Origin of the sequence: Cobetia sp. LC6 (assembly GCF_030264805.1) — a bacterium.
In the GTDB taxonomy this organism is placed as follows: Bacteria; Pseudomonadota; Gammaproteobacteria; order Pseudomonadales; family Halomonadaceae; genus Cobetia.
In genome coordinates this window covers 1-26,003 of the sequence record NZ_JASSPL010000016.1, presented here as the reverse complement: position 1 = coordinate 26,003, position 26,003 = coordinate 1, and the positions used below count along the sequence as shown (strand labels likewise).

The following is a 26,003-nucleotide window of genomic DNA, read 5'->3' as shown; positions in this document are numbered from 1 at the left end:
ACCGCGAAATCGGGGAAGCGTCAGCGATGCCCGGCACCGCCGACGCTCGATCAGAAGTTGTCCGGCTCGAAGGAGTTGACGCTTTCCTCGATCAGACGAGCACCCAGCTGTTGCTCCATGGACTGGATATGCGGGTCAGCACGCAAGGCTTCAACCGCGCGCGCGTGACGTTCGCCCAGCAGACGAATGCGACGACTGTGCGGCGTTTCCAGACCCTCCGGCAGCGGCGCGACGCTGATCTCCAGCGCACGCTCCACACCCTGGCCCGCCAGCGCCTTGCGAATGCGCTCCTGGTGGACTTCGGCCATCATCGCCGACTGGGCGGGGTCCAGCCTCAACTTGAGGTGGGTGCCGTCGTCGTGCTCGACCAGGCAATGAGCGCCGATATTGCGCGTGATGCCGCCCAGCCCCAGCGAGGGGAACAGCTCCAGCCATGCGGCGTGATTCAAGCGACCATCGGCACTAGGGGCGCTCGGGGCTGACGTGGGCGCAGCCACAGGTGCGGGTGCCGGCTCCGGCATCGGTTGCTCTGCCACGGCTGGCTCGTTTGCGACCGGCTCAGGCGCCGGCGATGCAGCGGGCTCGGGTTGTGCTGGCGCTGAGTACTCAGCGGGCTCTAGCGCTGCTGGTACAGGTTCAGCGGGCTCTAGTGCTGCTGGTACGGCTTCAGCGGGCTGCGGAGCCGATGACTCAGCAGCTTCTGGCTGTGCTGGCGCGGAACCGAAGGCGGCACTCAGGCGTGACATCGCCGAACTGGGCGCAGCGGGCGCCTGTGCGGGAGCTGCCGTCTGTTCTGGCGCTGGCGCCGACACCGGCGCGGCCGCTGGCTGAGGCGCGTCTTGCGCTACGTCGCGAAAGCCGGCATCCCGGGCGTCCTGCGGAACGTCCTCCGTCGTCGCCCACGGGGGCGGCTCGTCGGCCATCGGCGGCTGTGCGTCGGTCGCTGGCGCGGCCACTGGAGCAGCAGGCTGGGGCGCGGGCGCCACCGGGGCCGCCGGCGCTTGCTGAGGCTGAGCCGGGGCTTCTTGAACAGGAGCCTGCTGAACCGGGGCTTCTTGAACAGGAGCCTGCTGAACCGGGGCTTCTTGAACAGGAGCCTGTTGAACAGGCGCCGGGGCTTGAGCGCCAGGCGCGTTCGCCCCCTCCGCCTGGCCGGTCATCGGCAGCGGCGTCTGCGCCGGGCGCGGCACGCCCTGCGGGCGGAAGGCCAGCATGCGCAGCAGCGTCATTTCCAGCGCGGTGCGCGCATCCGGGGCGTTGGCCATGTCGCCACGCCCCTGCAGGGCGATCTGGTAATAGAGCTGCACGTCTTCACCGGTGAAACGGCTGGCCAGCGCCAGCAGCGCATCACGGTCGCCATGCCCGTTGTCCAGGGCGCTCGGCACCATCTGGGCGATCGCCAGGCGATGGAAGACAGAGGCCATGTCGTCCAGCACCCCGCCGTAGTCCGGCCCCTGCTCGGCCAGTGTCGCGACCTCCGCCAGCAGACTCGCGGCGTCCAGCGAGGCCAGACACTCCAGCAGCGCCAGCACATGGCGGTGATCCAGCGTGCCGAGCATGGCGGCGACATCTTCGCGCCGTACCTGACCATGACCGAAGGCGATCGCCTGATCGGTCAGACTCATGGCGTCACGCATCGAGCCATCGGCGGCCTTGCCGAGCAGCCAAAGTGCGTCTTCCTCGAAGCTGACTTCCTCGCGGGCGAGAATGTCGGACAGGTGCTCGACCACGCGCACCGGCGGCATGTTCTTGAGCGTGAACTGCAGGCAGCGCGACAGGATGGTGACCGGCAATTTCTGCGGATCCGTGGTCGCGAGCAGGAACTTCACATGGGGCGGCGGCTCTTCCAGCGTCTTGAGCAGCGCATTGAAACTGTGGGTCGACAGCATGTGCACCTCATCGATGAGATACACCTTGTAGCGGCCCTGGGTCGGCGCGTACTGGACATTGTCCAGAAGCTCACGCGTGTCCTCGACCTTGGTCCGCGAGGCGGCGTCGACTTCGATCAGGTCGACGAAGCGGCCATCATCGATCTCGCGACAGGTGCCACACACGCCACACGGCCTGGAGCTGACGCCCTCTTCGCAGTTCAGGCACTTGGCCAGAATGCGTGCCAGCGTCGTCTTGCCGACACCGCGGGTCCCGGTGAACAGATAGGCATGGTGCAGGCGCCCCTGATCGAGGGCATTGACCAGCGCACGGCTGACATGCTCCTGACCGATCAGTTCGTGAAAATTGCGCGGGCGCCACTTGCGCGCCAATACCTGATAGCTCATTGAGCGGGGCATTCCTTGGGCGATCTGAAACATGAGCTGAAATCTGCACGACCCGGCTGGGCGTTACCCCCGACGATCGACAGACGGAGACCGATGACGTGGCCTCGCTGAGAATGCGCTCATTCTAGCGACTTGCCGTGTGGCTTCAAAGCGCGATGCCACTTGCGCATCAGGATTGAGGGCACGACGCCGGATGACAGGCGTGGTGCGCCCCCGAATTACGGGTACGACGAAACGCCAAGCGGGGCTCGGGTCAGGCAGGAGATGACAGGTTCAGACAGCGAGGGTGTGGCGAAAGGCTTCAGGCAGCGTGAAGCGAAGGTCTTGCAAGGGGTTGCGATGGAGCGTTGCACAGCAGGCGGGATGATGCGGACATTTCATGAGCAGCCACTTTCAGGGCCCTGAAATGGAGGCGGCCCCATCAGCCACATCCCGGCACACGCGTCAGCCACTACCGTTGCTCCCTTCCGGGCCTGGCGGGGTTTGCAGCCTAGCATTGCGGGAGGACCGACAGGGCCACCACAAACATGATCATTCGGCAAACTACCGAGCCAATCGCTTGAACTTCAAGCACTTGGCGTGATCAAGGCGCACACTATAACAGCGCATCGCCGCCCTCACAAGGGGAGATCGCGCCGCGGGCTATAGCGTTGCCTCACGCGCATGGCGGTGACGGAAATGACGCGCCATCACGGGTAGCAACAGCATCAGGACGATCAGGCGCAGAAGGTGATGGAAGGCGACGAATATCGGGTCGAGATCGAGCGCCACCGCCAATAGCGCCATCTCGCCGATACCGCCAGGGGCCAGGGCGAGGAAGGCCACGTCACGTGGCACCCCCATCAGCTGATGGATCAATTCGGCAAAGCAGCCCAGCACCGACAGCGAAATCAGGGTCGCCACGCCCGACTGGCCCATCACCCCGACCAGCACCCGCGGCGCAAGACCCTTGAAGCGCGCCCCGATGGCGCAGCCCAGTACCAGCTGCATGACATCGGTGCCCCACACCGGTGGCGAGAAACGCACCACGTCGCCAAGCGACAGCACCAGCGCCAACAACAGCGGCGCCAACAGCGAGGCATTCGGTATGCGCAGTCGCCTGGCCAGGGGTAGCAGAATCGGCAGCACCGCGATCAACCACAGGCCGCTTACCGCCACATCGCTGCCGATGCCGGGCGTGCCCGACGCACCTTCCAGCACCCAATAGAGCGGCGGCAGAATCATGATCACCAGCAGCACTCGCAAGGATTGCGCCACCGCGATGCGCTGCGGGTCGCCACCGATGCGCTCGCCGATCACCACCATCGCCGTCAGCGCACCGGGCACCGAGGAGAACCACGCGCTGGTGGCGTCAAAACCACAGCGGCGATACCAGGCGGCGCAGGCCAGCGTCGAGGCCCATACCCCCACCAGCAGCAGCAACGCCGACAACCACCAGCTGGAGAGGTGCGAGACCAGCTCCGGTGAGACGCGCGCGCCCAGCGTCAGACCCAGTACGCCCAGAAACAGGTTGCGCAGGCGGTCCGGCACACCGAGCCTCAACCCGGCCATCGCGCCCAGCAGGTTGGCGACCAGCGGCCCCAGCATCCACGCCAGCGGCATGCCGGTGAGCTGGAACAGCCAACCACCCACCACGCCCAGCGACAGTGAGGTCAGCAGCGGCCTGAGCGGCGCGTCAGCCTTGAGCGAGACGGCAGCCCTGAGCGACGTGACAGCCGTGAGCGAGATAGCAGCCCTGAGCGACATGACAGCCGTGAGCCAATGGGCTGGCGAGAGACGAGAGGCGCGCACCTTGAGGCGCTGCAGCGGAATGAATGGCATGCTGGCTTCCTTGTCAGCGACACGAAACAGGCCACCAATGATACGCTGGCGCAAGCGCCATTGGCTGCCTGTTTGAGGCATTATTACGCCTTCAAGCGGCCACTGCAGGTCGCAGACCGGTCCTGAGCCTGACTCTCATCACTCTTGTCGCGTACCTCACGCGCATTTGCGGAGCCCGGATGACTTCTCCCGACTCACTCCCCTCAGCGGCTGACGGCTCAACGGCTGACGATTCAGCGGCTGACGCCTCAGCGCGTGGCCCAGCCACCGCACCGCCCCCGGCCCTGCTGCTGGTCGAGGACGAGGCCTTGTTGTCCAACACGCTATGCAGCGTCTTTTCCGCCGAGGGCCTTGCGGTCACCCACCTGGCCGATGGCGCTGCGGCACTTGCATGCCTGTCGACCCACCGCGATCACGGCTTCGCGCTGATCGTGCTCGACCTCAACCTGCCCGGCGCTTCCGGGCTCGAGATTCTCGCCGCGCTGCGCCAGCACGACCGCCAGACACCGGTGCTGATTCTCACCGCGCGCGGCGCCATCGAAGATCGCGTGCGCGGGCTGGACCTGGGCGCCGATGACTATCTTGCCAAACCCTTCGTGCTCGATGAGCTGGAAGCCCGCGTGCGCGCCCTGCTGCGCCGCCATGTCACTCTTCAGGCCAGCCAGCAGGCCAGTCAGCAGCCAGCGCCCTCGCCGGGCATCGCCCCACGCCTGACCCTCGGCAGCCTGGCCTTCGAGCCACTCAATGCACGCTTTCTGATCGCCGATTCCCCACTGGCGCTGCCGCCCCGTGAACAGCGCCTGCTGGGTTGTCTGATCCAGCATGCCGGCGAGCCGGTGGACAAGGCGCGCCTGACCCGTGAGGCCTTCGGCGAGGAGGAAGCCGTGGGCGACAACGCCATCGAGGTCTATGTGCATCGCCTGCGCAAGCGCCTGGAAGGCAGCGACGTCAATCTGCGCACCATCCGGGGCCTTGGCTATCTACTGGAACAGACCACGGACGGCAGCGCTTGAATTCCGCCCCCTCACCACGCCCGCAGACGGCGGCAAAACGCAGCATCAGCCTCTATCGGCGCCTGCTGAGCTGGCTGCTGCTGCCCCTGCTGGCGCTGGGCACGCTATTGCTGGTGCAGGCATTCCTGTCGGCGCGCGAGGCAGCGGACCGCGCCTATGACCGGCTGCTGGAGGCCTCGCTGGTCACCATTGCGGAGCAGGTCAAATGGCAGGACGGCCAGCTGTGGCTCGATCTGCCGCCCGCCGCCCTCGAGATGCTGGCAACCGACGCCCAGGAGCGCGTCTTCTACAGCCTGGTGGACGCCGATGGCGAGCAGGTCACCGGCAATACCCACCTGCCGGACGCCAATCGCGCCGCCGATGGTCGCCTGACCCCACAGGAATCGCTCGGACGCAGCGGCGAGCTGTCGTTTCGCGATATCGCCTGGCAGGGGCAGGCACTGCGGCTGGGCAGCCTCGACACCCGGCTGGGCGGCTGGGGCGATGACCCACGCCACGGCCAGCGCTACAGCATTCGCGTCGCCCATACCCGCGAGGGGCGAGACACCCTGACGCGTGAGCTGTTCAGTGGCTCGCTGGTGCGTCTGGCGGGCATGGCCACGCTGGCGCTGCTGGTGGTGCTGATCGGCATACGGCTGGCGCTATCACCGCTGACCCGGCTGCGTCGCGCCATTCGCGAACGTGACTCTCGCAGCCTAGCGCCGCTCAACCTGCCCCTGCCGCGCGAGCTCGAAGAACTCAAGCACACCATCAATGACCTGCTGGCGCGCATGCGCCGCGTGCGCGCCAATCAGGAGCGCTTCATCGGTGATGCCTCCCACCAGCTGCGCACCCCTCTGGCGGGACTCTCCGCTCACGCCGAGCTGGCACTGCGTCAGCAGGACCCCAGCGCCTGGCATGCCGCGCTGGGCCAGATGCAGGCCACCGCCAGCCATACCGCACATCTGGCCAATCAACTGCTGTCGCTGACACGACTCAACAACCCGGAAGTGCAGCCGCCGCGCGTGCCGCTGGAGCTGTCAGCGCTGGCGCGCGCCACCGTCAGCCGCCTGTTCCTGCGCTGTGATCGCGCCGGGGTGGACCTCGGCCTCGAGATCGCCCCGGATATCGATGGCGCCGCCTGGACGCTGGGCATCGAGTGGCAGCTCGAGGAAGCACTGGCCAACCTGATCGACAATGCCTGCAAGCACGGCGCGCGCACCGTCACACTCACCCTGAGCCGGATGGCGGCGCCGAGCGATGCTCTACCAGCGCAAGCGGACAGTGCCACACTGGCGGGCCGCTGGCGGCTGAGTGTCGAGGATGACGGCCCGGGCATCGATGCCGAACGGCGCCTGCTGGTGCTGCGCCCCTTCCACCGCAACACCCAGCCCGACAGTCATGCCCAGACGCCGGCGCAGCAGCACGATGAGCTCAAGCATCACGAGGGAGCCGGACTGGGGCTGGCGATCGTCGATGGCATCGCGCGACACCACGATGCGCGCCTGACGCTCAGCGACTCGACAGCACGCAGCGTGACGCAGGCTGCTGACTCTGCATCCCGGGCAAACGAGGCAAACGAGCCAGGCGCGTCCTGCGGGCTATGCGTCAGTCTGCATCTGGCACCCTGTGCAGCGCCTGAGGTGAGAATGGATGGGGATGATGAATCAGCACAGGCCGGCAAGCCTGCCAGGACAGGAGGCACAGCATGCTAGTGAGACGACCGCCAACCGGACGACAGCTTTCTGACAATCACCGCTCGGGCAGACGGCGCGCTGGACGACTGACGGCCTGCCTCGCGCTGGCCATGCTTGTGAGCCCCGTCAGTCAGGCGGCGACCCGGGCGGCTTTCGATCCGCTGCTCGAAGAGCATCAATCGCTGTGGTTGCAGGGCGGCCAGCCACTCACGGCGCCCGCGCCTGACAGTGGCGCCAGCCTCGCGGCCGACCTGACGATCCACGCCGCGCTGGATCTGCCCGAGATTCGTCCGCTGCTGCTGCGTTACAGCCGCCAGCACCCTGAGCGAGTGCTGCACTACGTCAATCGCTCCGCCCTGGGGCTTGAAGCACAGTATCTGCAGGCACCGCTGACGCCGCAGGCCGACCTGATGATTTCCTCGGCGATGGGCTTGCAGTACCGACTCGCCAACCAGGGGCACGCCCTGGCACTCGACGCACCAAATCTGGCCGCCTGGCCGGCCAACTCACGCTGGCGCAATGAGCTGTATGCGATGAGCTTCGAGCCGATCGTGATGGTGGCGCGACGTGATGCGCTCAAGCGACTGGCGGACCTCGACGGCCTGCGCAACCCCCTCGATGTGCTGCGCAGCCATCGCGATTTCTGGCATCTCCTCGAGACACGCCGCGAGCAGCTACGCGGTCGCATCATCAGCTATGACCCGCGCCGCAGCGGCTCCGGTTTTACCTATGCCGTGTCCGATGCCCGTCAATCGCCGCGCTACTGGACGCTGGTACGCGCCATGGGTCAGGCCGATGCCAGACTGGTCAGCACCAGCGGCGCCATGCTCGAAGCACTGGCCAGCGGCGAGGTGGACATCGCCTACAACCTGGTCGGCCCCTATGCGGTGACCTTCGCCCGCGCCCACCCGGAGCTGGTGGTGATCGTGCCGGAAGACTACGTGCTGATTCAGCGCCGGCTGGCCTTCGTCCCCCAGCAGGCTCCTCACCCCGAGGCCGGTGAGGCCTTTCTCGACTGGTGGCTGAGTCTGGAGGGTCAGCAGGCGGTGGCCAGCGACAGCCAGCTGGGCGCACTGCACCCCGAGGTGAGTGGCGAGGGCAGCGCACAGCATATGCGCGAGCAACTGGGCGATGCGCTACGCCCGATCGAGATCGGCCCGGGCCTGTTGGCGACACTCGATCGCCTCAAGCAGGCCAGTTTCCTGAGCCGCTGGGTACTGGAATTCGAGGCCCCTGCTCCCTTTGCCAGTGAAGCGAGCCAGGGCAAGGGCCAGAATCAGAGACACCCCCCGTCAGCCACGCCGCCAGAATTGAACCAATGATGCGTGTCGTCAGGGCTGGCTAGCCCCTCCCGTTCTGTAAACGGACTGGACACAGGACCGAGCCCATCACGCTCAAGGCGCCCCACGGGGCGCCTTGAGCGTGATGCCATGCGGCATTCAATGAGACAAGCGGAAAGGTTCAGCGTCAGCGACCGCCGGCATCTCCGCCGCCATCACTACCATCGGGGTCCGGTGCGGCCTCGCGCAGCCCGACATCCTCACGGCCTGCCAGGCCCTCAGTGGGCTTGCGACGCGCGATCAGTGCACCCCCTTCCCGGTGCTCGCTGCTCTGATACTCGGTGCTTTCCGTCTCGCTGCTTTCCGGTGAGCCGCTGGCGGGGCGCAACGGCTCCGCCGAGGCGCTGCGCTGCTCGACGAGACGCTCGGTGCCATCGTCACGATGCAGCCAGACATCCATCTGCTGGAAGGCGACCTTGAGGCCATGCTCACGGAAGCGTGCATCCACCCAGCGGTTGATCTCATCGGTGGCGTAGAGGCGATCGGTCAGGTCATTGACATAGATGCGCAACTCGAAGCCGAAGTTGTCCTGGTTGTAGGACAGGCAGAATACCAGCGGCTCCGGATCCTTGAGCACTCGCCTGTTTTCCTGGGCGGCCTGCATCAGCAGCCGATGCGCCAGATCCAGATCACTGCCATGGGCGACACCGAAATTGAGCACCACCCGCGTGACGTTGTCCGACAGCGACCAGTTGATCAGCTGATCGGTGACGAACACCTTGTTGGGAATGATGATCTCCTTGCGATCGAAGTCCGTCACCGTGGTGGCACGGATCCGGATGCGATTGACCGTGCCATGCAGGTTGCCGATGGTGATGGTGTCGCCTATGCGCACCGGGCGCTCGAACAGGATGATCAGGCCCGAGATGAAGTTGGCGAAGATCTCCTGCAGACCGAAGCCCAGCCCGACACTCAATGCCGCCACCAGCCACTGCAGCTTGTCCCAGCTGACACCCATGCTGCCCAATGTCATCACGAAGCCGGTCGCCATGATCACGTAGGACAGCAGCGAAGTGATCGCGTAGCTCGAGCCCTGCTTGAGCTCGAGCCGCGACAGGATCGAGACCTCCAGCAAGCCCGGCAGGTTGCGCGCCATCATCACCGCCACGGCGAGGGTGATCATGCCCGCGATCAGATCCGCCAGCGAGATGGGCGTCGCCGAATCACCCTCGACGGAGGCGGCGATTTCCCACACCACCACGCTGTCGAGATAGCTGAGCACATTGAGCAGGTCGGCCCACACCACATAGAAGATCGCCAGGAAGCTGATGACCAGGATCAGCTTCGAGAGACGCAGTGACTGGGAGTTGACCTGCTCCATGTCCAGCGGCGGCTCTTCCACCACCTCGACACCGCCTTCGGCGCCCTCCTGAACCTGGGCGCGGCGACGCGCCACGGCGCGACGATAGGCCAGTCGCCGCGCGGCGACTGCCAGACCGCGCACCACGGTGGCTTCCACCAGAATCCAGGCCCCGAACAGGAAGATGGTGGTGATGAAGCGGCCACACAGGCGCAGCGCGGTGTACTCGTAACCGAGGCAGATCAGCACGCCCAGCGCCACCGGCACCAGCGCCATCGCAAGGCCCAGAATCAGCCGGAACAGCTTGAGCCCGAAGAAAGGCACATGCGCCAGAATCAGCCGCGAGAGACAGAAGCTCATCGCCATCAGGCCCACGAACAGAATGGCCAGCCCCAGCGGACGCTCGAGCAGATTGAGGTCAGCCTCGCTGATGATGTTGGTGGTCAGCACCACCGGCAGCAGCGCGAAACCCAGCCACCAGATATGGCGACGCAGCTCCGCCACGTAGGTGGCCGGCCACTGGAAGTGACGCTCGGCGACGCCGTCCTTGACCAGCAACCGGCGGAAGATGGCGAAGATGCCCCACGCCAGCGACAGCTTCAACAGTGCCTGCCCCAGCGCCCACAGCATGAGACCTTCACCCAGCGATAGCACACCGCCGATCAGCGCCAGCGCCAGCGCGCCAGGAATGGCCAGCAGGACGTTGAGCAGAATGGCGCGCGGCGTATGCAGCTGGGTGTCCTGCTTCAGACGCCCTATCTGGGCATGCAGATCCGCCAGGCGCGCGCGGATGCGTGAACGCTTCCAGGTGATGAAGATCAGCAGCAGCAAGCCCGGCAGCGCCACCCACAGGTCACTGAGCTGAAAGCCCTTGGACAGCCCCGCCACCACGCCGCGCCAGACGGTGGGCTTGAGCTCCTCGGCAAGCATTTCCGGGGTGCGTGACAGCCATTCCAGATCCAGCGGCTTGCCATTGGCGACCCAGAACAGCTGCTCCTCGATGGTCTGGCGCAGGCGTCCGGAGACTTCGAGCAACTGCTGCTGGTTGAGCTGCAGATCAATGGCGCGTGCCAGCAGGCTGTCGTATTCCTTGTCGAGCTTGTCGACCAGCTCCTTGCGCGCCTCCAGCTGACCGATCAACGCCTGACGCAGCTCGGCGCTGACCTGACTGACATCGGCATTGCCGCCGGGGCGCTCCAGCGCCGCGGCCTCGCCCAGCACGTGCGAATCGAGATAGCCCGGAATATCGGCGAGCTGTTCGCGCACCTTGTTGAGCTCGAACTGCTTGAGGCGCAGGTCGGCGATCTCTTCCTTCAAGTCCTTGCGCACATCGACCTGCGGCAGGCGGCTCTGCTGCTCGCGAAGGATACGTGCCAGCAGGACGCTGCCCTTGATGGCCTCGATCTGCTCGCTCATGGTGCGCTCGACCTGGGTGACGCGATCAAGCTGGGTGCGCACCTCCAGCCCATCGCGAATCACGGCGTTGACGCGATCGGTGATCGCCAGCAACTGGCTGCTGAGCTCGCGATTGCGGTTGAGCACCTGCTGGAAGATGGGATTGTCGGCCAGCGCGGCATTCGCGCCACTGGTGGCATCGGCGATGGTCTGCTCGGACTGGTTGCGGCGCTTGTCGTTGACCAGCGTCTGGATCTGTTCCAGGCCCTGCTCCAGATTGGCGATCTGGCGGCTGTAGAGGGTCTTGCGCACCTGGGCCAGCTCACGCAGCAGAGAGCTTGAATTGAGCTCTGAATGACTCAGCTCGCCACGCGTCTCGGCCAATGCCAGGCGGGCCTCGATCAGGTCACGCCCGGTACCGGACAGGTCGGCATCGGTGTTGCCACCCAGCTGGGTCTGCAGGCGCTGCACTTGCTGCTGCGCATCGGCCAGGGTCGAGCGCGAACGCTCCGGCAGGCTCTGGGCATTGATCAGGCGCCGGTTGGTATCGGCCAGCTTGTCCTGCAGTTTCTGCAGCGAGTCGAGGATCGAGGTCATGCGCTTGTCCAGCGCCTCGACCGACTCATCTTCCAGTGACGCGATGCTGGGCGGGGTGTAGTCCTGAGGCAGACGCGCCAGCTCGGCCTGCGCCTTCGCCAACTCCGCCGGCGCCTCCTTGACCTCACTCTTGAGGGAATTCAGGCTGCTGGTGGCCTCGGCGAGGTCGTCAAGCACCGTCAGGGTATCCTTGAGGTCCGCGATACGCTGACGAGTGTCGGCATCCGGTTTCTCGACGCTCTGCAGGTCTTCAAGCTGAGTCTGGACATCAGCACGCTTCGGGGCATCCGCACTGGCCGTGGCCGGCACCCAGGCCAGCAGCACCATCAGCAGCAAGGCGCCTGCCAACATCATCAGTCTCAAGGGCTTGTCACCTGTCACAGCTGTCTCCTCAATGATCACCACCGCGCTTTTTCATCGGCTCTGCTGCCCCGCCAGGCCGCCGTCAGCCATGCAGAATGACATCGTGTCAGGCCGCAGACGCGGGCAAGGGCCGCATTGTCGACTGGCGTTGCATCCCACGCAATCCTTGTCGGCAAACGTCCGCCGGCGTCGCCCAGCAAAGGATAAGGGGGAGAATGAACGAGAGAATGAACGAGAGAATGAACTAGACAGCGAAGTGAAGCATGAAGCAAAGAGTAACAGGACGAAAAAGCACTGCTTGCAGGCCAGCGTGAGCGACATGCATCGTCGCATCGAGACGACGCACCTGTCGGAATCTTCGTGCTGGAACCGGACACTGCGCCGCCAGTAGAATGGCAGACATGTCATGAGCATTGCTCCATAATGCCCTGCTCCCCCGCCGCGGTGTAACCGACAGGATACTTCCATGCCCCTCCGCCTTGCCTCCATCGGATTCCGGTCCGTTCCTGCACGCCTCTCGGGAGTGCTGGCCACAGTACTGCTGGGTGCTGCCGCACCAGCAGCGGCCGACGTGCCCTACACCATGGATGCCGAAGGACGCGTGGTACTGGCCAACGGCGAGCGTTTCGCTCCCGAAGCACTGGGCATGACTGCCGCCCAGGCCCGTGCGGGTGCCATGAGTCAGGCTGACTGGCGCGAACTGGCAGCTTCTGCGCCAGGCACGGCGGAGGACGTCAAGAGTGACCCGCGTACCGAGCAGGTATTTCTCTCCAACCGGGAGGATGCGGACTACGCTCGCGACTCGGCGGAGGCGGCTGAAACCGAGGGGGCGCAAGGCCATAGCCCTGGCGCGCCCCTCGATGAAAGCCTGGCCCAGCAGCGTGCCAAGGAGCGTGTCGTTCTCGAGGACGATGCCGAGAAGAATCCGCTTGCCATCACCGCCTACAAGCGCAACTACCTGCTGCCCTGGGCCTACAACACCAACCCGGATGCCAACGGCTTTGCCGAAGTCACCCGGGAAGGCGAGGTGGACAAGACCGAGGTGAAATACCAGCTCAGCCTCAAGGTCGAGCTGATGGATGACATCTTCGGTGACAATGGCGACCTGTTCTTCGCCTATACCCAGCGCAGCTGGTGGCAGGCCTACAACTCCGATGCCTCGGCGCCGTTCCGCGAGACCAATTACGAACCGGAAGCCTTCCTGCAGTTCGACAATCGTTATGAGTTGTTCGGCTGGACCAATACCCGCAACCGCATCGGTTTCGCGCATCAGTCCAACGGACGTTCCGACCCGCTGTCGCGCAGCTGGAACCGTGTCTACGCCGACATGATGTTCCAGAACGGTGACTGGGCCATCGCGGTCACGCCGCACTGGCGCGTACCGGAGGAGTCCGGCGAGGACGACAATCCGGACCTCTACAACTACATCGGCTATGGCGACATCACGGTCGGCTATACCTCCGATCAGCACGAAGTCACCTGGATGGTGCGTGGCAACCCCTCCAAGGGCAACTACGGCAACCAGCTCGACTACTCCTTCCCGCTGTTCGGCAAGGTGCGTGGCTACGTGCAGTACTACCACGGCTACGGTGAGAGCCTGATCGACTACGACCACAGCGTGAATCGCTTTGGCCTGGGCTTCTCGATCAATACCTTCTTCGCCGGCTCGCCAGAGACCTGATGCAAGAGTTCTGATGCAGGAGACCTGATCAAGGAACTCGCATACCCCTCCCGCAACGGGCAGCCCAGGCTGCCCGTCTTGCCATCTGCCCACCGTATGCACCGCCCATGTGGACTGCCCATGAGCGCCAGGTGGCACATCCATGATCCAGATCATGCCTCCCGCACGCGACATGGCGATATCGTGCTCTGTGCGTGTCTTGCCCTTGTGTTTGTCGCATTCGACCCCCACGACTTGTGCATGACCACGCAAGACACGTCATGACGACGTGCTGACGATACTTGCAGGAAGTCTCGTGCAAGTGGATTCAGGTCATGCCCTGCCGCCTGCGGCGCCCCAGGGAAGAGAGAGTTCGAGAGTCAAGCGCAGACAACACCGCGCTCACCATTCGCGAAATCTGATTCGACATACGGGAAGGAGTTACACCATGGCTATGCAAAAGATCGGCGATCACACCACTTCCGCGACCGGTGCCAACACCGACCAGCTGAAGGAAGATCTGCGCCATCTGTCCCAGACCGTCGAGGAACTGCTGCACGCCTCGGCCGAAGATTCCCGCGAGAGCATGAAGGAAGCCCGCGCCCGCGCCCAGACTCGCCTGGAAGCCACCCGCGCCCGCCTCAGCGCCCAGGGCGATCGTCTCGCCGCCGGCGCACGCGAATCCGTTGACTGCGCTGACCGCTACGTGCACGACAATCCGTGGACCAGTGTCGGTATCGGCGCGGCCGCCGGTGTCGTCGTCGGCATGCTGCTTGGCCGTCGCTGATGCAGGAGCAAGGGCCGGTTGAACGCGTACTTGGCGCCATCCGACGTCTGACTGCGAGCCTGGTCGAGAGTGGCGAGACGCGCTTGCGTCTCGCCGTGCTGGAGCTCGAGGAAGAACGCGAACGGCTGTTCGTGATGCTGCTGCTGTCGGGTATCGCCCTGATGCTGATCTGCTTCGGCATCGGCCTGGCGATCCTGCTGGTGGTCGTGGCCTTCTGGGATACCCATCGCCTGCTGGCCATCGCCCTGAGCGGCGGTATCCTGCTGGCCTTGGGGGGATTGATCGCCTGGCGCGTCAAGGTGATCGCTTCCCAGCGCAGCCTGCTGCGTTCCACGCTCAGCAACCTGAGCCGTGACAGCGACAGCCTCAAGGATGTGCGTGCCGACGCGCTGGAACGCCAGCGCCAACGCGAAAACCTTTGATGCCCCGCCTGCCAGTGCCTGCCAAGGAGACGAGATGAGTTCTTCCAGACAGTCCCTCGCGCGACGCGAGCCGGCGCTGCCCCCCGTACAGGGAAGCGGACGCCGGTCAGCACATCCGCGTGACGCCCGGCGTGCGGAACTCGAAGCACGCATCAGTCAGCAGCGCCTCGATGTCAGCCATGCGATGCGCGAACTCAAGGAGGCCACCGCCCCCATCGACCGCGGCTGGGCCAAGGTCCAGCAATACCGCGGTCCGTTGGTGCTGGTGGGCGGCCTGATCGCGGCGCGGGGCGGGTTCCGGCCAAAGAAGGGCCTGAGCCTGCTCAAGCGCGGGTTGATGGGCTGGGTGATGATTCGCCGTCTGAGAGTACTGTTCGACAAATGATCACGGCATTACAGCGAAAGCCCCGCCACCTGAGATTCAGGTGGCGGGGCTTTTTTCGTCTCTGCGACGTGCAGCTCCGTGACCCCTGCCGCGATCAGGCGCTGCGGCTGTCACGCTTGAGCAGATACACGCCCAGATAGAGCACCGCGAAGATCAGCCCCAGCACGGCGGCGGCGCCGAAGACATTGCTACCGTCACCGGGCAGGAATTCCAGGAAGGACGTCAGGAACTGTCCCAGGAAGATCGCCATCGTCAGGTAGGAGAGATTGCGACCGCGCACCGAGGCGTGGCTGCGCTCCACCGTCATGTGGTTGAGCAACGGGATCGAGAAGCCGAAGCCCATGCCGGACAAGACGGCCCCGACACTCATCAGGGTCATGTTCTCGGCCTGCTGGAAGACGAACAGGCTGCCGGCATAGAGCAGGAAGGCAAGTACCAGCGTCGGCATCTCGCGCAAGGCACGTGAGACCTTTGGCATCAGCATCGCTGCCACCACCGCGACCAGCGAGATCGCCGCCAGGAAGATGCCGGTGGAGGCCTCGTTCAGCCCCAGCAGGCTCAGGCGCTTGGGCAGCATGACGATGGCGGTGAAGAACAGGGTCATGGCCATGGCCGCCGCCAGATAGACACTGGTGAGCGAAGCTGACAGCGCCTGCTGACCCGACTGGCCAGCCGTTTCATCAGGGGCTGCAGGTGACTGCCTCGGCACCATCATCCACAGCATGGCCAGCAGCAGCCACGCCAGCAGATAGAGCAGGAAAGGCAGCTGCCAGGCAAACCCCGCCAGCACACCACTGACGAACAGGAAGATCACCCCGCCAAGCTCGATGGACATGCCCTGCTGGGCGATCATCGCCAGACGCGCATGGCCGTGGTACCACTCGGAGATCAGCGTGGTGCCCCCCGCCATCACCAGCGCGGTCACGCCCCCCAAGAGGATGCGATCGGCAAATACCGACACCATGCCTTCCAGCAGGGCACCGCCTGCCCCCAGCAGACCATACAGAAACAGCCCGCCTGTCAGCGCGCGATAGGCACCGATACGATCGATCATGCGCCCCGCGATGGGGGCAAACAGCACGGCACCCAGCGACGGCAGGGTGATCAGCCAGCTGGCATGGCTCTCCACCTCAAGCGCCGAAGCGATGCTCAGAAGCCCCGGCGCGACCACGGTGCCCACCATGATGGTCAGACAGGCAATGGCCAGCAGCGTGAAACGGCCGCCGGCAGAAAGCGGTTGTGAGGGCCCGCGCGTATCCTGCGCGGCCACTCCACTCGTTGATGTCGTCATATTGGCTCCACTCGAATTCAGAACCCTCCTGACAGCCGCTACGCGCCCCGCCTTCTCGCTGGCTTGTGTGCTCGCGAGGCAAGGCCAGCGGCAATCAGCCAGAAACAGGAGACAAGGCGAGACGGCAGAGACTGACGAAGGGAGGCTTGGCAGGCCTTCAGACTAGCGAGTGCAGGCTTATAATAGAAATGACAATACTTGATATGACTTATACTGACTGGACATCAATCAGCCACGAGGGCCGGCATGGAACTCCGCACACTGAAAACCTTCGTCGCGGTGGCGACGCACAGAAGTTTCTCGGCCGCCGCCCGTGAGCTGCATACCGTGCAACCCGCCATCAGCCGCCAGATCGCCGACCTCGAAGCCGAGCTGGGCGTCAGCCTGCTGTGGCGCAATACGCGGGAAGTGAAGGTGACGGCACCGGGGGAGGCCCTGCTTGAAGAAGCGCAGCGCATGCTGGCGCTTGAGGCACAGGCACGCAAGCGCGTGGCGATGGCTGCCAGCGGCCAGACCGGCACACTGCGCATCGGCTACATGAGCTCGGCCTGCGCAAGCTTCGTGCCCGGACTGATGCGCGACTTCGTCAGCGACCATCCCGAGGTCAGCCTGTCATTGCATGAGATGAGTGCCCAGCAGCAGCTGGATGCCTTCGCGCGTGACGAGATCGACATCGGGCTGTCGCGCCCGCTCCCCAGCGAGCAGCGTGACAGCCTGACCGCCGTGGCAGTCTACGAGGATAGGCTGATGGCGGTGGTACCCGAGGGGCATCGTCTGGCGCACCGCAAGCGACTGGCTCTCAGCGAGCTTGCGCAGGAGGATTTCGTGCTGTTTCAGCGCGGGCAGGCGACGGGGCTGTTCGATCAGATCATCAGTGCCTGCGGCGATGCCGGCTTCTCACCACGCATCCAGCGACAACCGGCCTTGATGCAGACACTGCTCAGTGAGGTCGCGGCGGGACTGGGAGTCGCCATCGCGCCCGGCTGCATTCGCCGCCTGCAACGTGATGGCTGCCAGTTCATTCCCCTGCGCCCGGCACTCGGCGCGGTACCGCTGGAACTGCACTACCCCACCACACCGGCCCGTCCGGTGATCGAGGCCTTCGTCGCGCTGGTCGAGCAGCGCCTGCCCACCATCCGCCAGCAGATGGCGTGAGGCGCAGCCAGTGGCGAGAAGGTGCCGGTCAGCAGTTCAGGCCGCAGGCCACCGCCGAGGACCACGCCCACTGGAAGTTGTAGCCGCCCAGTTCGCCGGTGACATCCAGCACCTCGCCGATGAAGGCCAGCTGCGGCAGATCGCGCACGCTGAAGTCCTTCTGTGAGATGGCATCGGTGACCACGCCGCCCATCGTCACCTCGGCGGTGCGCCAGCCTTCGGTGCCCGCCGGCTTGAGCTGCCAGTGATTGAGCGCCTTGGCCAGCTGTTCAAGACGCGCGTTGGAGAGCTCGGCGAGACTGCGCTCGCTGATGCGGCCGGCATCAGCGTCCTGCCACTCGACCAGCGACTGGGCGAGGCGCTTGGGCAGGCGCTCGCCAAGCCAGGGGCCGATCTGGCGTCTGGGATGCTGCTCACGCAGGGCGAGCAGCTCGGCGTAGGCATCCACGCCCGGCAGCAGGTCGATGTCCAGCGGCTGACCGGGTGTCCACCAGCTGGAAGCCTGCAGCATCGCCGGTCCGGAAAGCCCGCGATGGGTGATCAGCATCGGTTCGCGATAATGGCCCTTGCCGGCGGTGACACTGACGTCACAGGCAAGCCCTGACAGCGGCGACAGACGCTCCTTCCACTGCGAGGTCAGCGTGAACGGCACCAGCGCCGCGTAGGTCTCGGTGACCTCGAGCCCGAACTGGCGCGCGATGTCGTAGCCGAAGCCGGTCGCGCCCAGCGTCGGGATCGACATGCCGCCGGTGGCCACCACCACGCGTCCCGCCGTGTGCGTGCCATTGCTGGTCTCGACCCGCATGCCCTCGCCCGCGCGCTCCAGCGAGGTGATGCGCGTACTCAGGCGAATCTCCGCCCCGGCCCATTCACACTCCGTCAGCAGGATCGCCAGCAGATCCTTGGCGGAATCGGCGCAGAACAGCTGTCCCGGCTTCTTCTCGACGTGCTCCAGCCCATGACGCTCCACCAGTTCCAGGAAATGGTGCGGCGTGTAGCGCTTGAGCGCCGAGATGCAGAAGTGCGGATTGCGCGAGAAGAAGTTGGCGGGGCCGGCATCCAGATTGGTGAAGTTGCAGCGCCCACCGCCGGACATCAGGATCTTCTTGCCGGCCTTGTTGGCGTGGTCCAGCACCAGCACGCGCTTGCCCTGATAGCCTGCCGTGGCGGCACACATCAGGCCTGCCGCGCCTGCGCCGATGATGATGACGTCGTATGTGGCCATGCGGGACACTCCGTGAAGCGAAGAAAGGAAAGGGAATCGGCCGTGCAGACACACGCGGGCCGGCATTCTACCAGAAGCCTGTCGCAGCCAGCGGCCGGACATGGAAAACAAGACACCCCCACCGTCAGAGACGATGAGGGTGTCTTGTCAGACCGGACAGACTAGCCAGTCACGGCGCGCCTCAGACGATGACGCCCTGACTGCGCAGGTAGTCGTCGTAGGTGCCGGAGAAGTCGACCACGCCATCGGCCTTCAGCTCGATGATGCGGGTGGCCAGCGAACCGACGAATTCGCGGTCGTGGCTGACGAAGATCAGGGTGCCCGGGTAGTTTTCCAGCGCGAGGTTGAGTGCCTCGATGGATTCCATGTCCAGGTGGTTGGTCGGCTCATCCATCACCAGCACATTGGGCTGCTTGAGGATCAGCTTGCCGAACAGCATGCGGCCCTGCTCGCCACCGGAGATGACCTTGACCGACTTCTGGATGTCGTCATTGGAGAACAGCATGCGACCCAGGGTGCCACGCACGACCTGCTCGCCGCCGCCGGTCCACTGCGCCATCCAGTCGTAGAGGCTCATGTCGTTGGCGAAGTCATGGGCGTGGTCCTGCGCGTAGTAGCCGACGTCCGCGGCGTCGGTCCACTTCACTTCACCGGCGTCCGGGTGCATCTCGCCGACCAGGGTGCGCAGCAGCGTAGTCTTGCCGATGCCGTTCGGGCCGATGATGGCGACACGCTCACCGGCGGCGACCGTGAAGCTGAAGTTCTCGAACAGGGTGTTGCCGTCGAAGCCCTTGGAGAGCTTGTCGATCATCACCGCGTTGTTGTGGACCTTCCTGGTCTGCTCGAAGCGGATGAACGGGCTGACGCGTGAGGACGGCTTGATCTCGTTGAGCTGGATCTTGTCGATCTGCTTGGCACGCGAGGTCGCCTGCTTGGCCTTGGAGGCATTGGCGGAGAAGCGACTGACGAAGGACTGCAGCTCGGCGATCTGTGCCTTCTTCTTGGCGTTGTCGGCCTGCAGCTGTTCACGCGCCTGGGTAGCGGCGGTCATGTACTCGTCGTAGTTGCCCGGGAACAGACGCAACTCTCCGTAATCCAGGTCCGCCATGTGGGTGCAGACGCTGTTCAGGAAGTGACGGTCGTGCGAGATGATGATCATGGTGCTGGAACGCGCGGTCAGCACGCCTTCCAGCCAGCGGATGGTGTTGATGTCCAGGTGGTTGGTCGGCTCATCGAGCAGCAGGACGTCAGGATCGGAGAACAGCGCCTGCGCCAGCAGCACGCGCAGCTTCCAGCCCGGCGCGACTTCACTCATCGGCCCCAGGTGCTGTTCGATGGGGATATCGAGGCCCATCAGCAGCTCACCGGCACGCGCTTCGGCGGTGTAGCCATCCAGCTCGGCGAATTCGACCTCGAGGTCGGCGACCTTCATGCCGTCTTCCTCGCTCATCTCCGGCAGCGAGTAGATGCGGTCACGCTCGGCCTTGACCACGGCCAGACGCTCGTGACCCATGATGACGGTGTCGAGCACCGTGTATTCCTCATAGGCGAACTGGTCCTGGCGCAGCTTGCCCAGACGGGTATTGGGCTCGAGCATGACGTGACCACCGGACGGCTCCAGATCGCCACCGAGAATCTTCATCATGGTCGACTTGCCGCAGCCGTTGGCGCCGATCAGACCGTAGCGATTGCCACGCCCGAACTTGGCGGAGACGTCTTCAAACAGCGGCTTGGCACCGAACTGCATGGTGAGATTGGCGGTAGAGATCACGAGGGAATATCCGTTTGAAATGAAAAAGGTGGGCGGTGACGAAGTGTCACGCTGGCGCCGGGAGATACGGGGAGCCGCAAAGGCCTGGCAGATATCAGCCGCGGAAGAAGACTTCCAGCAGGTGATAGCCGAACTTGCTCTTCAGCGGCCCCTGCAGGGTATTGAGCGGCCCCTTGAAGATGGCGCGATCAATGCCGCCGACCATCTGGCCGGGACGCACTTCGCCCAGGTCACCGCCCTGCTTGCCGGAGGGACAGGTGGAGTGCTTCCTGGCCAGTTTCTCGAACGGCTGGCCGCGCTCCAGTGACTGCTTGAGACGCTGCGCCTCGGCCTCGGTCTTCACCAGAATGTGGCGTGCCATGGCAATACGAGCCATCTCATGTCCTCTTGCAGGCGGAATCGGTCTTGCCTCACGCCATCTCGTGCCCCGGGCATTCCGGAGGCGGACCCGACGTCACCCGAGCACGCCACTGACGGCATGACAGCGTCATGAGTGTCGATCAGGCGTTCGGGAAAGGTTCGACAGGCGATGGGGTGAGTCTGAAGGCGGGCATGATAACAGCTCAGGATGACAGACGCTGTAGTGCAAGCTCGATAGCTCGCTCAGAAACGCGAAAAGCCCGCATCGTGAGATGCGGGCTTTTCTGAATCTGGTGGAGGGGGAGGGATTCGAACCCTCGAAGCCTTTCGACTTACACACTTTCCAGGCGTGCTCCTTCGACCACTCGGACACCCCTCCAGATCAGTGCTCTCATTGGTCACCCGACTGCGTCGTGTTTCCCTTGAGAACGCGGCGTATATTATCGATAACCTTCGAGTGGCGCAAGCCTTTTTTCCAAAAACTTTCAGATAGATAGCGTCAGTGCACTCGCTCTGCCTCCGCCCTGCGCTTTCAATCTGTGCTCTCGACCCATCCATTGGCCCGAGGCCGTGCTCGTCATCACGGCCCCAGCACCACGTAATCGCCACGGGCCTCGAAACACAGTCGCGGAGCGGACTGCCCTTCGAGCTGACACCACAGCTGCTGGGTCAGCGACAGTCGTGCTCGCCGTCCTGCCGCCAGGCGCTCGCCTACCTCGTGCAGCGCCGCCATGTCATCCGGCGCGCAGATGATGTGATAGTCGCCACTGACCGGAGCCAGAAACTGCTGGCTGGCCTGCGACACCACGATATCGCGCTGGATACCGCGGGCACGTAGCCAGAGCGTCAGCCAGCTCCAGCCACACAGGGTCGCCTCGAGACTCATGGCGCCGCCGAAGGCAGTGCCCTTGTCATTGAGATTGGGCGGCAGATGCAGATGCCAGCTCAGCTGACCCGTCGCACGCTCGGGCTCTGACCACTGCATCTCGACAAGCCCCAGATGAGCAGCCAGCGGGATCGCCTGCGTCAGCCAGCCACGAAACCGTGACAGGTCGTCGCTGACCGGTGCCACGAGACTGCCCGACCGCCCCTGCCCGTCACGCGGCAAAGGCAACGGTGGCCAGGCCTCACCACTCAAGCGCGACGGCTCGTTCATTCAGCGCCTCACTGCCAGCGTTCGACGAAGTCGGCACTGTTGCGGTTCGGCAATGGCTTGAGGCGTCCGCCCGGGGTGCCAAGATAGAGGAAGCCGACCAGCTCATCCTGCTCGCCCATGCCCAGCCCTGCGTGCACGATGGGGTCAAAGGCGTAGCCACCGGTGCGCCACATGCCACCGAGCCCTTGGGCCTGAGCGGCATACAGCATGGCGTGGGCGGCACAGCCGGCACTGACCACCTGCTCGACACGCGGCACCTTGGGGTGGTCCGGCGTGACCCTGGCGATCACCGCGATCACCATCGGCGCACGCAGCGGCTTCTTGCTGGCAGCGGCCTGGGCGGCCTCGTCACCGGCCGGCGACTTGTTGCGCTCCGCCTCGGCGAACAGCTCGCCGAGACGCTCAAGCCCGGCCCCCGTGAATTCGATGAAGCGCCAGGGCGTCAGCTCGGCGTGGTCCGGCGCGCGCAGGGCGGCCTGGTAGATGGCCTCCATCTGCTCAGCGCTCGGGGCCGGCGCCATCAACTTGCCCATGGAATTGCGTTCATGCAGTAACGTCAGCGCGTCCATCGTCTCTCCTGTCACAGACTTAAGATAAGAATGATTCTCAGACTAGCATGTCGCCGGTACGTCGTCTCATCACTCGCTGCTATCTATCTGATTGGCAAGGCGCTATCTGACCGGCGAGGAGACATAGACGACTACTGCCGGGAGAGGCGCAGCGGCAGACTGGCGCGGGCCTCGACCTCGAGATCCGCCGTGGCGCGCCACGGGCTGATATCCAGGCCGCCACGCCGCACGTAGCGCGCCATCACCAGCAGAGACTCGGGCTTCACGCGCGCCATCAGGTCGACGAACAGGTGCTCTACGCAGTGCTCATGGAAATCCTGGTGCTGGCGATAGCTGATCAGATAGGCCAGCAGGCGCTCGCGATCAATACGCGGGCCGCGATAACGAATCCAGACGCTGCCCCAGTCGGGCTGACCAGTGACCGGGCAGTTGGACTTGAGCAGATGGCTGTGCAGGTCTTCGCTGACGATGTCGGCGGCATCGGCGCTGAGCAGCTCCGGCGACGGCGTGTAGTGCTCGACGCTGATCGGCAAGTCATCGAGGCACTCTCCCGGCAGGCACCCGACGTCCAGCTCGGCATCGTCCAGCTCCATCAGGCGCACCTCGACCGGCGCACCGGCCGCGGCGGCGAGGTCACGCTCCAGCGTTGCCTGCACCGCTGCCTGATCGGGGAAACGACTCTGATTGAGACTGTTGAGATAGAGCTTCCAGGACTTCGATTCGATCAGGTTCGGCGAGGCTGCCGGCAGGCGAAAACGGGCCACGCGCACCCACGGCTTGCCGGCCTCATCCAGCCAGGAGACTTCAAAGGCGTGCCACTCATCCTCACCGACGAACGGCAACGCCGCGTCATCGATGCCGATGGGGCCACGGTTGGCTGCCCGCGTGATGGGGAACAGCAGGCTGGCATCGTAGTGCTCGGGATAGGCGGATTCTCGCCCGAGCGGGGCATCCTTGAGGGTCTCGGGGCGCGCCTCATCGGGCACGTTGACGGCAGTGGGGTGAGCCATGACAGCACTCCAGTGAAATAGGCCAATAACGCATCGGTATCAGGGGCGCAGACAGCAGAACGCCGGCAGAAGCCGGCGTTGCATGCACTGGCGCAATAGCGCGCATCTTACCATCATCGTCTGGGCGACATCTTCAGCTGCGGATGCCCTTGCCACGCTCCAGCAGCCACAGCGCGAAGGCGAACAGGCCGATGATGAAGGCCACGATAGCCGCCATCGCCGGGCCGACGCTGATATCCGAGACGCCCAGAATGCCGTAGCGGAAGGTGTTGACCATGTAGAGGATCGGGTTGGCCAGCGACACCGTCTGCCAGAATTCCGGCAGCATGTGGATGGAATAGAAGACGCCCCCCAGGTAGGTCAGCGGCGTGAGCACGAAGGTCGGAATGATCGAGATGTCATCGAACTTGCGGGCGAACAGCGCATTGATGAAGCCACCGATGGAAAACAGCAGCGCCGTCAGCACCACGACCATGATGGTCAGGAAGGGATGATGGATATCGAGGTCCGTGAACAGGAAGGCCACGGCGGTCACGATGATGCCGACCCCCAGCCCGCGCACGGCGCCACCGATGATGTAGCCGAGCAGGATGATCCACGATGGCAGTGGCGAGACCATCAGCTCCTCGATGCTGCGCTGGAACTTGTTGGAGAAGAATGACGAGGCCACGTTGGAATACGAGTTGGTGATCACCGACATCATGATCAGCCCCGGCACGATGTAATCCATGTAGCTGATGCCGTCCATGGTGCCGATGCGCGAGCCGATGAGATTGCCGAAGATGACGAAATAGAGCGTCATGGTGATGGAAGGCGGCAACAGTGTCTGCGGCCAGATGCGCGTGAAACGACGGACTTCCTTGACGACGATGGTGACCAGAGCCACCCATAGCTGACGGGGGTTCACTGCGTGATCTCCTTGGCAACATTGGAGGCGATACCGCTTTCGGCGTTGGAACGCTCGACCAGGTCGACGAACAGCTCCTCGAGACGGTTGGCACGATTGCGCATCGACACCACGGTGACACCGGCGCGATCCAGCGCCGCGAAGGCGGTATTGATCGACTGGCCCTTGCGCACGGCGAGCGCCAGCTGCTGAGGATCACTCAAGGAAACTTCGAACCCGGCAATCACCGGTGCCTTGGTCAGCGGCTCACGGATGTCGAGCAGGAAGGTTTCTGCATCCAGCTCCTTGAGCAGCTCACGCATGCTGGTGTTATGCACGATCTCGCCATGGTTGATGATGGCGATGTTGCGGCACAGGCTCTCGGCCTCTTCCAGGTAATGCGTGGTGAGGATGATGGTGGTGCCCTCCTCACGATTGATGCGGCGCATGAATTCCCACATCGAGCGGCGCAATTCGATATCCACACCGGCCGTCGGCTCATCGAGAATCAACAGACGCGGCTTGTGGATCAGCGCACGGGCAATCATCAGGCGGCGCTTCATGCCACCGGACAGCATGCGTGACGGAGTGTCGCGCTTGTCCCACAGCCCGAGGTCCCTGAGCAGGCGCTCGGCACGCGGGCGCGCTTCCTTCATCGGCATGCCGTAATAACCCGCCTGGGTCATCACGATGTCCTGCACTTTCTCGAACTGATTGAAGTTGAACTCCTGCGGTACGACACCGAGGTGATACTTGGCCTTCGAGAAGTCCTTGTCGATATCGATCCCTGAGATCTCGACCTTGCCTGCGGTCTTCTGCACCAGCGAACTCACCACGCCGAGGGTCGTGGACTTGCCGGCCCCATTGGGGCCCAGCAGCGCGAAGAAATCGCCCTCGGGGACATCAAGATCAATCCCCTTGAGCGCCTCAAAACCGTTGCCGTAGACCTTGGTCAGGCCACGGATAGACAAGGCAGGTCGTGACATCGGACACCTGTAATCGATTGACGCTGTCAGTCAGCACAGCAGAAAAGACGCATCTGAGAACAATTGCGCACCAGTGATGGCATTGTTGCGCAGTCCGCGAACATGAAAATCAGACGCAAGATATTGGATGCGCATGGTAACGCATTCGGCGCTGCCACATCAGACACACGGCAGAAAGGCATCAGTGCGCCACGGGAAACAAGCAGAGAGAGAAAATCACGCGGGGGACAGCACCAGCGAGCGGCGCAGAACAGGGTGGAGAGGAATTCCAGGCACAAAAAAATCGCCAGTGACGTAACACGATGATCGTGTCTGTCAGGCGATGGCGTACTGCTATGTCATGCTTTTGCTTGCAACGTCACATTCGACTGGAGCGGGAAACGAGATTCGAACTCGCGACCCCAACCTTGGCAAGGTTGTGCTCTACCACTGAGCTATTCCCGCCTGTCGAAACACAAAAACTGCGGCGTAAAACAGAATGGCGTCCCATAGGGGGTTCGAACCCCTGTTACCGCCGTGAAAGGGCGGTGTCCTGGACCACTAGACGAATGGGACGTAC

Annotated in this window: 20 protein-coding genes, 3 tRNA genes and 1 other RNA gene; 8 read left to right on the top strand and 16 right to left on the bottom strand. The window is 64.2% G+C overall.

What is annotated here, in order from left to right:
• Nucleotides 1-50 precede the first annotated feature (50 nt).
• The 3 genes from dnaX to QQF40_RS15425 form a co-directional block, all read right to left on the bottom strand.
• Complete coding sequence (gene dnaX / locus QQF40_RS15435; protein WP_285461852.1) at nt 51-2,276, bottom strand: DNA polymerase III subunit gamma/tau; 2,226 nt, start codon at nt 2,274-2,276, stop codon at nt 51-53.
• A 416-nt stretch (nt 2,277-2,692) separates the two neighbouring features.
• Nucleotides 2,693-2,789: signal recognition particle sRNA small type (ffs, locus tag QQF40_RS15430), an RNA gene on the bottom strand.
• A 129-nt stretch (nt 2,790-2,918) separates the two neighbouring features.
• Complete coding sequence (locus QQF40_RS15425) at nt 2,919-4,097, bottom strand: AbrB family transcriptional regulator (protein WP_285461851.1); 1,179 nt, start codon at nt 4,095-4,097, stop codon at nt 2,919-2,921.
• Nucleotides 4,098-4,276: 179 nt separating this feature from the next.
• On the opposite strand from QQF40_RS15425, the gene QQF40_RS15420 reads away from it, so the two are divergent.
• From QQF40_RS15420 to QQF40_RS15410, 3 genes are all read left to right on the top strand, one after another.
• Nucleotides 4,277-5,110, top strand: a complete 834-nt coding sequence (locus QQF40_RS15420) for a response regulator transcription factor (protein WP_285461850.1) — start codon at nt 4,277-4,279, stop codon at nt 5,108-5,110.
• Nucleotides 5,107-6,804: a sensor histidine kinase gene (locus QQF40_RS15415; protein WP_285461849.1), complete on the top strand. Its 1,698-nt coding sequence runs from the start codon at nt 5,107-5,109 to the stop codon at nt 6,802-6,804. The genes QQF40_RS15420 and QQF40_RS15415 overlap by 4 nt, the downstream gene beginning before the upstream one ends.
• 92 nt (nt 6,805-6,896) lie before the next feature.
• On the top strand, nt 6,897-8,108 hold the full coding sequence (locus tag QQF40_RS15410) for an ABC transporter substrate-binding protein (RefSeq protein ID WP_285461848.1): 1,212 nt from the start codon (nt 6,897-6,899) through the stop codon (nt 8,106-8,108).
• A gap of 145 nt (nt 8,109-8,253) precedes the next feature.
• On the opposite strand, the gene mscK is transcribed toward QQF40_RS15410, so the two are convergent.
• Nucleotides 8,254-11,799 (bottom strand): mechanosensitive channel MscK, encoded by a 3,546-nt coding sequence (gene mscK, locus QQF40_RS15405; RefSeq protein ID WP_285461847.1) that lies wholly within the window; start codon nt 11,797-11,799, stop codon nt 8,254-8,256.
• A gap of 448 nt (nt 11,800-12,247) precedes the next feature.
• Between mscK and QQF40_RS15400 the strand changes: the two genes are divergently transcribed.
• The 4 genes from QQF40_RS15400 (at nt 12,248) to QQF40_RS15385 (ending at nt 15,035) form a co-directional block, all read left to right on the top strand.
• The gene (locus QQF40_RS15400; protein WP_285461846.1) at nt 12,248-13,462 is read left to right on the top strand and encodes a phospholipase A; all 1,215 of its coding nucleotides are present in this window, start codon (nt 12,248-12,250) and stop codon (nt 13,460-13,462) included.
• A 427-nt stretch (nt 13,463-13,889) separates the two neighbouring features.
• On the top strand, nt 13,890-14,228 hold the full coding sequence (locus tag QQF40_RS15395; protein ID WP_082388358.1) for an ElaB/YgaM/YqjD family protein: 339 nt from the start codon (nt 13,890-13,892) through the stop codon (nt 14,226-14,228).
• Nucleotides 14,228-14,650 (top strand): phage holin family protein, encoded by a 423-nt coding sequence (locus QQF40_RS15390; protein WP_043333873.1) that lies wholly within the window; start codon nt 14,228-14,230, stop codon nt 14,648-14,650. Before QQF40_RS15395 ends, QQF40_RS15390 begins: the two co-directional genes overlap by 1 nt.
• Nucleotides 14,651-14,684: 34 nt before the next feature.
• Complete coding sequence (locus QQF40_RS15385) at nt 14,685-15,035, top strand: YqjK-like family protein (protein WP_175088409.1); 351 nt, start codon at nt 14,685-14,687, stop codon at nt 15,033-15,035.
• A 94-nt stretch (nt 15,036-15,129) separates the two neighbouring features.
• Here the strand turns inward: QQF40_RS15385 and QQF40_RS15380 are convergent, their stop codons facing one another.
• Nucleotides 15,130-16,326 (bottom strand): MFS transporter, encoded by a 1,197-nt coding sequence (locus QQF40_RS15380; RefSeq protein ID WP_285461845.1) that lies wholly within the window; start codon nt 16,324-16,326, stop codon nt 15,130-15,132.
• Between the two features lie 246 nt (nt 16,327-16,572).
• Here QQF40_RS15380 and QQF40_RS15375 point away from each other — a divergent pair, with 246 nt between their 5' ends.
• Nucleotides 16,573-17,481, top strand: a complete 909-nt coding sequence (locus QQF40_RS15375; RefSeq protein WP_175088407.1) for a LysR family transcriptional regulator — start codon at nt 16,573-16,575, stop codon at nt 17,479-17,481.
• A gap of 28 nt (nt 17,482-17,509) precedes the next feature.
• Here QQF40_RS15375 and QQF40_RS15370 read toward each other — a convergent pair whose 3' ends face one another.
• The 11 genes from QQF40_RS15370 to QQF40_RS15320 all read right to left on the bottom strand — a co-directional run bounded on the left by QQF40_RS15370 (nt 17,510) and on the right by QQF40_RS15320 (nt 25,999).
• Nucleotides 17,510-18,706: a BaiN/RdsA family NAD(P)/FAD-dependent oxidoreductase gene (locus QQF40_RS15370; protein ID WP_175088406.1), complete on the bottom strand. Its 1,197-nt coding sequence runs from the start codon at nt 18,704-18,706 to the stop codon at nt 17,510-17,512.
• Between the two features lie 181 nt (nt 18,707-18,887).
• Entirely contained in the window at nt 18,888-20,477 is a 1,590-nt protein-coding gene (locus QQF40_RS15365; RefSeq protein WP_175088405.1) for an ABC-F family ATPase, read from the bottom strand.
• Between the two features lie 94 nt (nt 20,478-20,571).
• Nucleotides 20,572-20,853, bottom strand: coding sequence for a peptidylprolyl isomerase (locus QQF40_RS15360; RefSeq protein WP_175088404.1), 282 nt, complete (start codon nt 20,851-20,853; stop codon nt 20,572-20,574).
• 275 nt (nt 20,854-21,128) lie between these two features.
• Nucleotides 21,129-21,216, bottom strand: a tRNA-Ser gene (locus QQF40_RS15355).
• Nucleotides 21,217-21,417: 201 nt separating this feature from the next.
• Complete coding sequence (locus tag QQF40_RS15350) at nt 21,418-21,993, bottom strand: YiiD C-terminal domain-containing protein (RefSeq protein ID WP_175088403.1); 576 nt, start codon at nt 21,991-21,993, stop codon at nt 21,418-21,420.
• An 8-nt stretch (nt 21,994-22,001) separates the two neighbouring features.
• Nucleotides 22,002-22,562, bottom strand: a complete 561-nt coding sequence (locus QQF40_RS15345) for an NAD(P)H nitroreductase (RefSeq protein WP_285461844.1) — start codon at nt 22,560-22,562, stop codon at nt 22,002-22,004.
• 131 nt (nt 22,563-22,693) lie between these two features.
• Nucleotides 22,694-23,572: an NADPH-dependent 7-cyano-7-deazaguanine reductase QueF gene (gene queF / locus QQF40_RS15340; RefSeq protein WP_175088401.1), complete on the bottom strand. Its 879-nt coding sequence runs from the start codon at nt 23,570-23,572 to the stop codon at nt 22,694-22,696.
• A gap of 133 nt (nt 23,573-23,705) precedes the next feature.
• Entirely contained in the window at nt 23,706-24,479 is a 774-nt protein-coding gene (locus QQF40_RS15335) for an ABC transporter permease (protein ID WP_043333883.1), read from the bottom strand.
• A complete protein-coding gene (locus tag QQF40_RS15330) occupies nt 24,476-25,444 on the bottom strand; it encodes an ABC transporter ATP-binding protein (protein WP_285461843.1) in 969 nt (322 codons plus the stop codon). Before QQF40_RS15330 ends, QQF40_RS15335 begins: the two co-directional genes overlap by 4 nt.
• Nucleotides 25,445-25,813: 369 nt before the next feature.
• Nucleotides 25,814-25,888: transfer RNA gene (locus tag QQF40_RS15325), tRNA-Gly, on the bottom strand.
• 35 nt (nt 25,889-25,923) lie between these two features.
• A tRNA-Glu gene (locus tag QQF40_RS15320) sits at nt 25,924-25,999 on the bottom strand.
• Between the last annotated feature and the right edge of the window lie 4 nt (nt 26,000-26,003).